Origin of the sequence: Agrobacterium rubi TR3 = NBRC 13261 (assembly GCF_000739935.1) — a bacterium.
Classification (GTDB): domain Bacteria; phylum Pseudomonadota; class Alphaproteobacteria; order Rhizobiales; family Rhizobiaceae; genus Agrobacterium; species Agrobacterium rubi.
In genome coordinates this window covers 13,212-25,120 of record NZ_BBJU01000007.1, presented here as the reverse complement: position 1 = coordinate 25,120, position 11,909 = coordinate 13,212, and the positions used below count along the sequence as shown (strand labels likewise).

The following is an 11,909-nucleotide window of genomic DNA, read 5'->3' as shown; positions in this document are numbered from 1 at the left end:
GGTCGGAATTTAATAGTGGTCTGATTGCGAAAACGTGTGTGCAAGCGGGGCCTGCCCCGCGGTCAAACCGCAATCCACTGGAAGACAAACGCCGCTGATGGCGGCGGCCTGATCGCTGGCCAGAAAGCCAACGGCATTGGCCACATCATCAGGCGCAACAATGCGCCGCAACGGATACCAGTGCTTGGCCTCCTCGAAGACCTGCGGGTTGACCTCCGCGCGGGCCTCCCACGCCCGCGTCCGCACCGTTCCCGGCGCCACTGCATTGGCGCGAATGCCAAATTTTCCGTATTCGACGGCAATCAGCTTGGTCAGATGAATGAGACCGGCCTTGGCAGCGCTATAGGCAGGATGGCCGAAAACCGACATGCCGTTGACCGAGGCGATGTTGATAAGCGACCCCTGAGACTGTTTCAGCGCGTTTTCGAAGGCCCTGAAACACAGAAACGGTGCCTCCAGATTGAGCGCATTATCCTGCCGCCATATCTCAGGCGTCGTATCATGAAGGCTGACGGCCCTCGCAGCACCGGCGTTGTTGACCAGCGTGCGGACGACGCCCAAGGCATCAATTTTCTTGGAAAGCTCGGCGAGGCTAGCAGCATCTGTCACATCGCAGGCCATTGCCGTGAAAGACGAGCCACCGAGCGTTGCAACCGCACGCTCCACGGCCGGACCGTCGATATCCACCAGCACCACGCGGTCATGGGTCTCACTGAGCTTGGCGGCGATGGCGCGGCCGATATCGCCTGCCCCACCGGTGACCACTGCTATCGTTTCCGCCATCCTCATGCCTCTCCCTCGGTCAGTCGCCGAGCAGTTGACGGTCATCACCGTCCCGATGTTCGATCAGTTGTTGCTTGATATGGCGCAGCGTCACCGTGGACTGCTGCTTGTTCTCGTAAGCGACGAGGCTGGCGATCATGTCGACCACCGCAAGATAAGCGTAACGCGATGATGTCGGCTTGAAGATATTGTTGCCCTCGGGAACATCGACCGGAACAACGATATCCGCCGCCAGTGCCACCGGGCTATCACTCTGGGTGAGCGCGATGGAGGAAATACCCATCTCGCGCGCCAGTTTGAAGCACTTCACCAGCTCCATATTTCTGCCCGAAAAGGACGATCCGACAATCACGTCATTCGGGCGCGCCGCAGCCGTCATCATCAACTGCATGCTGTGATCGCTGCTGGTGGTGACGCGCAGCCCCAGCCGAAACAGACGGTTCTGGATCTCACCCGCAATCATCGAGGAATTTCCGCCCGAACCGAAGGCATAGACATTGCCGCTTTTTGCGACTGCGGAAGCCGCCAGGGCCAGAACGGCAGGATCGAGCGTGCGGTGAAGCAGAAAAAGCGCGTCCTGCGCTTTGGTCAATACGTCTTCGGCAACGTCAGATGGTTCGGTGCCGGAAATTTCTGGATTGAGATATCGCACGCCGACATAGGCCGTTTTCGCCAGATTGACCTTGAAATCGGAAAAGCTCTGAAGACCGAGCCTGCGGCAGAAGCGCGTTACCGTCGGTGGGGAAACCTGCGCGCGTCCGGCCAGTTCGATGATCGATGCATTCACGGCGAATTCGAAGTCGGCCAGCAGAATATCCGCAATGCGGCGTTCCGATTGCGAAAACTGCTCTTTATTGTCCTGCAATTTCGCAAAAATATCCATCCGCACACCGCTCCGATTGATGCCAAAGATCAGACTTTGGCTTTATAAGCGATGCAGTCTATTTCCACCTTGCAGTCAACCATCATCGATGCCTGAACACAGGCACGCGCCGGTGGATGCTCCCCGAAATAGCCCTGATAAATCTTGTTGAAGCTCCAGAAGTCGCGCGGGTCATCCAGCCACACGCCGCACCGCACCACATGCTCGACGCCGTAACCAGCTTCGTGCAAAATGGCGATGAGATTCTCGATGGTCTTGTGAGTCTGCTCCACGATGCCACCGGCAATGATCTCGCCATCCACCATGGCCACCTGACCGGAAACATGGAGCCAACCATCCGCTTCGACTGCCCTTGCAAAAGGCAGTCTCTGTCCGCCCGCACCCGCCTTTTCAGCGCCATACCGCTTGATCGTCATCATCAATATCCATGCAAATTATTTTCTTTATTCGTTGACAGGACACCATAGAAAAGTGATCTTTGCCAGTGAAAAACAATGATTATGAAAATAATTTCAACATTGGATCAATTGCATGCGCGACCCGTTCAAAAACCCTTTCCCGGAAAACGATACAGCCCGCCATTCCATTTGGGAAATGCTGATGCCACGCGATATCGATGCCTTTCTGGCTGCGAACTGGTCGAAAGTAGAAGATGATTTCGTCGAAGAGGGCTTCCTCGCGATCAATGCGAACCGTGCAGACAACCCGGATAAATGGAGCCTCGGCTTTCCAAATCTGACCGCCTATCGCGATGAATGGCTGCGTCAGGCGCAGGATTTTCAGACGCAGAGTTTTGCAGAAGATACCCGCACTGCGATCTTCACCACCACGACGCTCGAGGAAATTGAAGTAGAAGGTGACACGGCGCTGGTGCGCAAGAAATTCGATGGCGGCATTCGCAAGGCGGATGGCTCGCTGGATGTCATGAAATGGCAGACACTGTATTATTGCAGGTTCCATGGTGGTCGCTGGAAGATCAGCGGCTTTACCGGCTATCTGCCGAACCCCATGGGCAGCGCTTTATAAGAAAGCACAACATTGCGCATTTTTACGGCCGCACTGGCAACCGAGACCAACACGTTTTCACCAATTTGCGTTGACCGGAAAGCCTTCGAGGAATCCTTTTACGCAGGCCCCGGCCAGCATCCGGAAACGGCAACGCTCTGCACCGCACCAGTTCCCGTTGGCCGCCGTCTGATGGCCGACAAGGGTTGGACGCTCATCGAAGGCACCGCGACGTGGGCAGACCCGGCAGGACTGGTCAACCGCCAGACCTATGAGGGTTTGCGCGACGAGATTCTGGACCAATTGCGCGCAGCCATGCCGGTGAATGCCGTCGTTCTCGGTCTGCACGGGGCTATGGTAGCCGACGGATATGTCGATCCGGAAGGCGATTTCCTGACACGGATTCGTGAGATCGTCGGGCCGGATATTCTCGTTTGTGCCGAACTGGACCCACACAGCCACCTGACCGCAAAACGGGTTGCTGCGGCTGATTTCTTCGTCGCGTTCAAGGAATTCCCGCACACGGATTTCGTGGACCGCGCACACGACCTTTGGGCAATCGCCATCGATACGCTGGAAGGCCGGGTCAAACCGGTCATGTCCACCTTCGATTGCCGCATGATCGATGTTTTCCCCACCTCCCGTGAGCCCATGCGATCCTTTGTGGACAAGTTGATGCGGATCGAACGTGAAGACGCCGATGTGCTTTCGCTATCGGTCATCCATGGCTTCATGGCAGGCGACGTACCCGAAATGGGAACGAAAACAATTGTCGTTACCAATGGCAAGAAGGACAAGGGCGAGCGTATTGCGCGCCATCTCGGACTTGAGCTGTTTTCAAATCGCGGCAAACACATGATGCCGTGGACCGACGAAAAAGAGGCCGTCGCGAGCGCTATCGCAGCATCCAAGGGTCCGGTCGTCATTGCCGATATGTGGGACAATCCGGGCGGCGGAACGGCGGGAGACGCAACCGTCGTGTTGGCTGAACTGTTCGCTCAAGGCGCAACCGATGCTGCCATCGGCACGATCTGGGACCCTGTTGCCGTGCAGATCTGCATGGCGGCGGGCGAAGGTGCTGAAATTCCGTTGCGTTTCGGCGCAAAATCCGCACCGGGCACCGGCAATCCCATCGATGGTCGCGTCAGAATCATTCGCCTCGTACGCAATGCGGAAATGAAGTTCGGCGAGAGCATCGCACCCTTCGGCGATTCGGCGCATATACGGTTGAACGGCATCGATATCATCCTGAATTCCATCCGCGCCCAGAGCTATGATCCATCGCTGTTTTCAGCCATGGGGATCGATCCGACGTCGAAGAAAATTCTCGTCATCAAATCGACCAATCATTTCTATGCGGCCTTTTCGAAGATCGCCTCCGACATCATTTATTGCTCCGCAGGCACGCCATACCCCAACAATCCCGCAACGACGCCTTATCAACACGCGCCCTGTGATATATGGCCGATGGTGGACAATCCCCATGGCGACGAGGCACATTGACATGACCCTTCCAACCGCGAAGCCCGGCGATCTCATACAGGCTCTTTCGACGCCGCTGGCGCTGATCGATGAGGACAAGATGGAAGCCAATATCCAGCGCGTGCAGTCCTATATGGACAGCCATGGCCTAGCGTTTCGTCCGCATATCAAGACCCACAAGATCCCGGCGATCGCTGCTTTGCAGGTCAAGGCGGGCGCGAAGGGCATCAACTGTCAGAAGGTGACAGAGGCGGAAGTTTTCGCCGATGCCGGTTTTGACGATATTCTAATTAGCTTCAATATTTTAGGGCCGGAGAAGCTGGATCGGTTGCACGCGCTGAATGCCCGCATAGGCAGCCTTAAGGTCGTGGCCGATAGCGCAGTCACCGTCGAGGGCTTGGCCAGCCGCTTTTCCCCTGATCGTCCGCTCACGGTTCTTGTCGAATGCGATACCGGCGGTGGCCGCTGTGGCGTCCAGACGCCGCAGGCTGCGGCGGCGCTGGCATCGCAGATTGCCGCCTCTAATGGCCTCGTGTTCGGTGGCCTGATGACTTATCCGAAACCGGACAGTGCTGAGGCGGTCGAGAAATTTCTGTCGCAGACAATCGCAATACTGAAGTCGCAAAATATCGAATGCGCCATCGTCACCAGTGGCGGCACACCAAGCCTGTTCGATGCCCATCTTGTGTCATCCGCCACGGAGCACCGCGCTGGCACCTATGTCTATAACGACCGCTCCATGGTTCGTGCAGGCCATTGTACAATGGACGATTGCGCCATGACCATTCTGGCCACGGTCGTCTCCCGCCCGACACCGGACCGCGCCATTCTGGACGCAGGCTCCAAGGCGTTGACTTCGGACCTTCTGGGCTTTTCCGACTACGGCCACATCATCGAATATCCAGACGCCGTGATAACCGGCCTATCAGAAGAACACGGCACCGTCGATCTGTCGAAATGCACAGGCAAGCGCCCGGAAATTGGCGAGAAGATACGCATTATCCCTAACCACACCTGCGTCGTGTCGAACCTTCAGGATGTCATGACGTTCCACCGCAACGATGTCGTAACACGCGTCGAGCCGGTCGCCGCACGCGGATTGGTCTGGTAATCAGAAAAAGATAGTGGCGGGGATAATCCCCGCCTTTACTGTCCCAGCGCAATCGCCGACATATCAACCCGTCGCTCGAATGCGATGCCGCTTTCATCGAAGAGATGGCAATCGGACACCTTGATGCCGGTCATGATCGGTTCATCAACGGCAACGGGTGCGGCGCCCGACAAAAGCGCGCAGTAATTTTCACCGGTCGGCGCAACGCCATAAGCGATGGTGTTGATACCAAGCCGCTCGATAACGCTTGGGACCACCCGAATGTTGAGATCGGCAGCACCGATTGCGGTGTGTTCCGGCCGAATACCCAACATCAGTTTTGAACCTTCCAGACCGGCACGCGGCTCAACCGGTACCGTAATCGTCTGACCGTCATACTCGACTGTGATGCCCTCAGCACCGACCGCCTTGCAGGTGACCGGCAGGAAATTCATTTTTGGATTGCCGATGAAACCGGCCACGAACAGGTTGGCGGGCTTGTGATAAAGCTCCAGCGGCGCGCCCACTTGCGCGATCTCTCCGGCGTTCAGCACCACGATGCGGTCGGCCATTGTCATGGCTTCCACCTGATCATGCGTCACATAGATCATCGTCGCTTCGAGGGTGCGGTGCAGGTTCGTCAATTCGATGCGCATATCCGAGCGCAGGGCGGCATCGAGGTTGGAAAGCGGCTCGTCGAACAGGAAGATTTCCGGCTCACGCACAATGGCGCGACCGATGGCGACGCGCTGGCGCTGTCCACCAGAGAGCATACCCGGACGCTGTTGCAGACGCTGGTCGAGTTGCAGGATTTTCGCAACGCCTTCGACCTTCTGCTTAAGCTTGGCTTCTTCCATATTCTCCACACGCAGCGGAAAGGCGATATTCTCGAACACGGTCATATGCGGATAAAGCGCGTAGGACTGGAACACCATGGCAATGCCGCGCTTGACGGGCGGAAGGTCGTTGACCTTCACACCATCGATGATGACGTCGCCTTCGGAAATATCCTCAAGCCCCGCGATCATGCGCAGCAGCGTGGATTTACCGCATCCTGACGGGCCGACGAAGACGACGAATTCGCCATCCTTGATCTCAAGCTGCACGCCCTTGATGACTTCGAAATGCCCGTAAAATTTGCGGACGTTGTTGAGAGAGAGCTGACCCAAAACTTGTCTTCCCCGCACCAGCCAAAGCTGCTGTTTTGATTGACATGAAGAAAGCCGCGAGCGTTACACCCGCGGCTCTTTCGATGGCTGGATTACTTGTACTGCTCGACTTCGGCGGCAGCCTTTTTCAAGGCCTCTTCAGGTGTCGCCTTGGATGTCACCACAGACTGCACCATTTCGATCATGGCGTTCTGGAAGCCCTTGTAGTCCTTGAACAGAGGCTCAGGTCCACCAAAGGCGATACCGTCGATAAACGGCTTCCAGTAAGGCTTGTCCTTCACCAGCTGATCGACTTTCGCCGATGGACGCAGTGGCGTCAGGCCGGAATCGGTCGTCAGCTCGTACTCTTCCTGCGGACCAGGAGAGGTGATGAACTTGGCGAATTCGATGGCCTTGTCCTCGACGCCCGATCCCTTGAAGATGGCAAGGCTGTCGGTGATGAGCAGCGTGCCTGGACCCTTGGCAGACGGACCAAGCGGCAACGTTGTCACGCCCCAGTTGATTTTGGTGTTCAGCAGGCGATAGGCTGCGCCAGTGCTGTTCTGGATCATGCCGGCCTTGCCATCGAGAAAGATAGCGCGGATTTCGTTCTGCTCGTAGGCAGTAGCACCTTCGACAGAGTAAGGCGTGATATCCTTATAGGCCTGCAAGGCTGCCAGAACTTCCGGGCTGTCCAGCGTCACATTGCCTTCAGCATCGGTCACCTTGCCATTATTGGTGTAAACCCAATGCAGGAACTGGTGCATCGTGTTGTCGAAGGTCTTGGCAGGCATTCCGTAACCGGCAATGCCTGTCTTTTCCTTGATGATCTTGGCGTATTCGATTTCTTCGGCCCAGGTTGTCGGTGGCTTCTCAGGGTCGAGACCGGCCTGCTTGAACAGATCCTTGTTCCAGTAGAGAGCCTTGGTCGAGAATGCGACCGGCACGCCCCATTGCTGGTCATCGAACGTGACCGTATCGGGAATGTAAGGGTAGTACGCCTTCTTCTCGTCAGCCGTCATCGGCACGGGAACGATCAGGTCGTTCTCGGCAAATTCCTTCAGCGTGCGCGACCCGACATAGGCCATGGCAACAGGCGTGCCGGCAGCGGCAAGGGTCGTGGCCTTGTCCTGGCACTGTTCCCAGCCCACGACTTCCGGCGCAACCTTCCAGCCAGGATTTTTGCCTTCCCATTCCTTGATGTATTTTTCATGGACCGGGTCGATCTTGTCGCCGCAATAGATCCAGCTGATTTCCTGATCAGCCGCCTGTGCGGTCATGGCGCCAAGCGCGGTGGAGCCGAGCATGGCCAGGGCAAAAAGCCCGGTTTTGAGATGAACTGTCACGTTTTAGCTCCCGTTTTTCTCTGGTGGTTGGCTTATTGTTTCACCGCGCCCGCGGTCAGGCCGCTGACGAGATAGCGTTGAAGGAAGAAGATCACGATGGTTGCTGGCGCGATGCCGACGAAGCTGGCCGCCATTAGCTCGTTCCAGATCACTTCCTGCTTGCCGAAATATGCAAACAGGCCCACCGGCAACGGCGCATATTCCGTCTTTGAATTGAAGGTCAGTGCGAAGATGAACTGTTGCGCATAAGACCCGATAAAGGTGGTGATCGCCACGACCATGATACCCGGCATGGCAATGGGCACAATGACTCGGCGTAGCGTATATAGGTGGCTGGCACCATCTACGAAGGCAGCCTCATCCAGTTCACGCGGGATGCGCATCATATAGGTCCGCAGCAGCCAGATGGCCGAGGGAATGAGAAACGCAACACCCGGCACGATCATGGCAAAGTAGGTATTCAAAACACCCAGCGACCGCATCAAGCGAAACAGCGGGATCAGAAGTACGGCGCCGGAGAACATATTGACCGCCAGAAATGCTCCTAGAAGCGTGCCGGAACCTTTGAATTCAAAGCGTGCCAACGCATAGGACGCCGGGACGACCAGTATCAGCACGACGGTCGTCACGACGATTGAGATTAGGAATGAATTGAAAATGTACCGAGCAAATCCCGGAATTCTGATCCACATGGTGCGGTAGGCTTCGAACGAACCGTTTTCGGGAATGAAGCGGTAAGGCGAGGAGAACAGCTGGCTGAGCGGTTTCAGCGAAACCAGAAAGCCTTCCACGAAGGGTGACAGAATGAAAATAAGGAAGACGGCGATCCCGGCATAAATGCCGATCAGCTCGTACCAGCTATAACGGTTGATCAGAGCAGGAGGTTGTCTCATCGCTTGTCTCCGGCAGAAAGGCGGCTGGTTACGCGGAAGTAGCAGACGCAGAAGATCGACAGGAATATGCAGATCAGCACAGCACGCGCGGCACCCTCACCATATTTGTTGGAGCCGATGGCGGTGCGATAGGTGTCGATAATCATCGTCGTCGTCTCGCCACTTGGCCCACCACGTGTGAGGATCCAGATGATGTCGAAAGAGTTGAATGTCGCGATCAGCGACAGCATGGACATTGTGATCACCGCAGGCACCAGAAGCGGCAGCGTAATACGACGAAAGCGGTAGAAGCGCCCTGCACCATCCGTCCACGCCGCCTCGTAGAGATCCTGCGGAATGGATTGCATGGCGGCCAGCATATAGAGCGTGACCAAGGGCACACCGATCCAGACATCGGTCATGATGGTCGCCCAGAAAGCGGTAGAACCATTTGCGAGGAAAGCAACAGGGCCATCCACGAGACCGAAACGTTGGAGCATGCCGGAAATCATCCCGAACTGACCATTATACATCCAGCCCCACATGAAGATGCCGATAGCCATCGGCACGATCCATGGCGGCATGGTCAGCATACGGAAAATCGTTCTGCCGGGCACCGCCGCATTCAACATGCAGGCACCGAAAATTCCGATGATCATTTTGAAAGAGACGGAAAAGAACGTCCAGATGAAAGTGCGCAGAATGACTTCGGCGAAGGTGGCGTTGAAAATCTTGGTGTAATTCGCCCAGCCCACCCATTCCGTCGTGCGCTTCAGCGAGGCGTCGGTGAAGGACAGAATGAACGTATCAACCAGCGGATAGGCGACGATGACCGTGATATAGAGAATGGCGGGGAGAAGAAGGAGCCAGGCGAAAATGACTGTGCTGCGTTTTGCGTCCACCGTCGCCTCCTCTACGCCGTTTTCGCGTCTTGTGCAGACAACGTATGACCATAAAGGGCCGCGTCATATGTTTCCCACACGGGTTTCAGGTCCACGACCTTTCGGCCATGTCGAGCCTGATCCATCGCCAGCGCAAGAATACCGGCCTCGATGGCATCCAGTGCAGAGACAGGCAGCGGCACACCGCTCACCACATGGGCAATGACATCCGCCGCCATCTGCTCATCGGCACCGTAATGCTGAGACAGCGGTGTCGAGGCCGAATAAGTCTTCGACACGGTTTTTTCGTTGGTGCGGGCATTGTGCACGTTCAGGAAACCACGCACGAAATCGCCCTCGGCCATCCCCTTGGCACCCATCACGCAAAAGCGTCGAAAATCATCCGGCACATTGAGATTGGTGTGGAACGCCAGCGACGCGCCGTTCTCGTATTCCACGATGGCGGTCTGGTAATCGATGATGTCGCCGTCGCTATCGAACACCTTGTCGGACCCCATCCAGCCGCTTGGCTTGCGATGGTAGACTTCCATGTCGTTGATACCGTCATTCTGCGGCGCGTTGGCGATCGTAAAGCTCTTGCGCCCGCCGAAGCTGGACACATAGCGCGGACGTGCACCGACCACACCATTGTACAAGTCCAGATCATGGCAGCATTTTTCCAGCATGAAGGAGCCGGAATAGTGCTCGTAACGCCGCCAGTCGCGCATGAAGAAAGCGCCGTGATAGGGCGGAATATGCTCGGACGCCTCGATGGAAACGACCTCGCCTAGTTTGCCTTCAGCCTGAGCCTGGCGCAGATCGCGGTAAAGCGGCGAGTAGCGCAGCACGAGGCCGACCATCAACCGCTCATGCCCATGCGTATTGAGCAGTTTTGCGAGTTCGAAGCTCTCTTCGATGCTGACGACGATCGGCTTCTCGGTGAAGATCGTGTAACCGGCCTCGAGGCCCTGCCGGATGTGGTCGAGATGCATATGGTTGGGAGAGCCGATCATCAGAAGATCGAACTCTTCATTGGCGAAAAGGTCCTGCGGCGTTTCATAGGCCGTGCCGACGGAAATGCCTTTCTCCTGCAAGCCTGGCAAACCAGCCGGCGCGGGGTCCACATAACCAACGATCTCGAAATCCTTGTCGATTTCGCTGAAAACGTAACCGAGATATCCCAGACGGAATCCCAGTCCTACGATTCCCACTTTCATGATCTTTTCGTTCCCTGTTTTGTTCGCGTAATTCTTTTTCGCAAACAACGCGCCATTTCTTCTGAAGGCTACATTATTTGCGTCTCTCGTCCAGTATTCTGAAATTTATTTTCAGAAACTGGCAAACTTTATCGACTTAAGAAAGCCCCCTCGTACAAAATACTCGCAGTCGAACGCATGAAATGCGCAAATGGCATCGATTTAGAGCCAACACCAAAACAATACCAAAAAAATGCCACCCGTCCACAGCAATTGTCTAGATCGGCAATTTTTTTAGAAAATCAGGCAATTTACCTGCCTATTGTCTGTATTTGACAGCTTGGAAGATATTTTCTTGCACAACCATAATTATGTGGTTTGATTTGGTATTGTTCATTTCGGGTGCTGTGCTATAGCGACAGACATGAAAGCGAAGCGTCAAACGCTGAGAGAGGTGAGGATGAGCGATGTTCTGGAGCTTGACCGGTTGCAGGCCGCTGCTCGCGGACCGCTTTACCTCAAGTTGCGGCAAGCCATAGAAGACGCCATCCAGTCCGGTCGCCTGAAGCACGGCGACGCTCTCCCACCTGAACGCGACATGGCAGAAGATGCCGCTGTCAGCCGTGTTACCGTTCGCAAGGCAATAGATGATCTGGCGCGGGATGGACTTCTGGTGCGCCGCCATGGCTCCGGCACCTTCGTCGTCAAACCCATCACCCGCATGCAGCAGCCTTTGACGCGCCTGACCTCCTTTACGGAGGACATGCGCCGCAGAGGCATGACGGCCAGCACGCGCTGGCTGGACCGCGGCCTCTATTACCCGACCGCCGACGAAACCATGTCACTCGGCCTCTCATCCTCGGCACAGGTTGCACGATTGACCAGACTGCGACTGGCCAACGAGCAGCCCATCGCGCTCGAAGTCACCAGCCTGCCGGACGACATTCTCAAAGACCCGCAATCCGTCGAAAACTCGCTCTACATGGTGCTGGAAAAAAGCGGCATTCGGCCCATTCGCGCCATACAGCGCATTTCCGCGCGCAATCTGACGGATGATGAAACGGTACTGCTGGGCGTGCCGCCCGGCTCCGCCGCATTGTCCGTACAGCGCATGGCCTATCTGGAAAGCGGGCGCATCATGGAAGTGTCAAAAGCGCTTTACCGCAGCGATGCCTATGACCTCGTTGCCGAACTGACCATGGGCTCAGACTAACAATCCAAGC

The 11,909-nt window shown here is 56.2% G+C and carries 12 protein-coding genes; 4 read left to right on the top strand and 8 right to left on the bottom strand.

Annotated features, from left to right (window positions below):
- Window positions 1–9: 9 nt before the first annotated feature.
- Genes RRU01S_RS04690 through RRU01S_RS04680 form a run of 3 tightly spaced genes read right to left on the bottom strand, consistent with a single transcriptional unit; the run spans window position 10 to window position 2,082 of the window.
- The gene (locus tag RRU01S_RS04690; protein ID WP_045229108.1) at window positions 10–783 is read right to left on the bottom strand and encodes an SDR family oxidoreductase; all 774 of its coding nucleotides are present in this window, start codon (window positions 781–783) and stop codon (window positions 10–12) included.
- A gap of 19 nt (window positions 784–802) precedes the next feature.
- Window positions 803–1,666 carry a MurR/RpiR family transcriptional regulator gene (locus RRU01S_RS04685; RefSeq protein ID WP_045229107.1) on the bottom strand — a complete coding sequence of 288 codons (864 nt, stop codon included), beginning with the start codon at window positions 1,664–1,666 and terminating at the stop codon, window positions 803–805.
- Window positions 1,667–1,695: 29 nt separating this feature from the next.
- The gene (locus RRU01S_RS04680) at window positions 1,696–2,082 is read right to left on the bottom strand and encodes a RidA family protein (RefSeq protein ID WP_045229593.1); all 387 of its coding nucleotides are present in this window, start codon (window positions 2,080–2,082) and stop codon (window positions 1,696–1,698) included.
- A 115-nt stretch (window positions 2,083–2,197) separates the two neighbouring features.
- Here RRU01S_RS04680 and RRU01S_RS04675 point away from each other — a divergent pair, with 115 nt between their 5' ends.
- Genes RRU01S_RS04675 through RRU01S_RS04665 form a run of 3 tightly spaced genes read left to right on the top strand, consistent with a single transcriptional unit; the run spans window position 2,198 to window position 5,264 of the window.
- Window positions 2,198–2,692, top strand: a complete 495-nt coding sequence (locus tag RRU01S_RS04675) for a hypothetical protein (protein WP_045229106.1) — start codon at window positions 2,198–2,200, stop codon at window positions 2,690–2,692.
- A 12-nt stretch (window positions 2,693–2,704) separates the two neighbouring features.
- On the top strand, window positions 2,705–4,174 hold the full coding sequence (locus tag RRU01S_RS04670; RefSeq protein ID WP_045229105.1) for a M81 family metallopeptidase: 1,470 nt from the start codon (window positions 2,705–2,707) through the stop codon (window positions 4,172–4,174).
- A 1-nt stretch (window position 4,175) separates the two neighbouring features.
- On the top strand, window positions 4,176–5,264 hold the full coding sequence (locus RRU01S_RS04665; protein ID WP_045229104.1) for a D-TA family PLP-dependent enzyme: 1,089 nt from the start codon (window positions 4,176–4,178) through the stop codon (window positions 5,262–5,264).
- Window positions 5,265–5,299: 35 nt separating this feature from the next.
- On the opposite strand, the gene RRU01S_RS04660 is transcribed toward RRU01S_RS04665, so the two are convergent.
- The 5 genes from RRU01S_RS04660 to RRU01S_RS04640 all read right to left on the bottom strand — a co-directional run bounded on the left by RRU01S_RS04660 (window position 5,300) and on the right by RRU01S_RS04640 (window position 10,707).
- Complete coding sequence (locus RRU01S_RS04660) at window positions 5,300–6,412, bottom strand: ABC transporter ATP-binding protein (protein ID WP_045229103.1); 1,113 nt, start codon at window positions 6,410–6,412, stop codon at window positions 5,300–5,302.
- 92 nt (window positions 6,413–6,504) lie between these two features.
- The gene (locus tag RRU01S_RS04655) at window positions 6,505–7,698 is read right to left on the bottom strand and encodes an ABC transporter substrate-binding protein (protein WP_108722561.1); all 1,194 of its coding nucleotides are present in this window, start codon (window positions 7,696–7,698) and stop codon (window positions 6,505–6,507) included.
- A gap of 71 nt (window positions 7,699–7,769) precedes the next feature.
- Window positions 7,770–8,630: a carbohydrate ABC transporter permease gene (locus RRU01S_RS04650; protein WP_045229101.1), complete on the bottom strand. Its 861-nt coding sequence runs from the start codon at window positions 8,628–8,630 to the stop codon at window positions 7,770–7,772.
- A complete protein-coding gene (locus tag RRU01S_RS04645) occupies window positions 8,627–9,511 on the bottom strand; it encodes a carbohydrate ABC transporter permease (protein ID WP_045229100.1) in 885 nt (294 codons plus the stop codon). Before RRU01S_RS04645 ends, RRU01S_RS04650 begins: the two co-directional genes overlap by 4 nt.
- Before the next feature lie 11 nt (window positions 9,512–9,522).
- The gene (locus RRU01S_RS04640) at window positions 9,523–10,707 is read right to left on the bottom strand and encodes a Gfo/Idh/MocA family protein (RefSeq protein WP_045229592.1); all 1,185 of its coding nucleotides are present in this window, start codon (window positions 10,705–10,707) and stop codon (window positions 9,523–9,525) included.
- Window positions 10,708–11,146: 439 nt separating this feature from the next.
- Here RRU01S_RS04640 and RRU01S_RS04635 point away from each other — a divergent pair, with 439 nt between their 5' ends.
- Window positions 11,147–11,899: a GntR family transcriptional regulator gene (locus RRU01S_RS04635; RefSeq protein ID WP_045229591.1), complete on the top strand. Its 753-nt coding sequence runs from the start codon at window positions 11,147–11,149 to the stop codon at window positions 11,897–11,899.
- Window positions 11,900–11,909 lie beyond the last annotated feature (10 nt).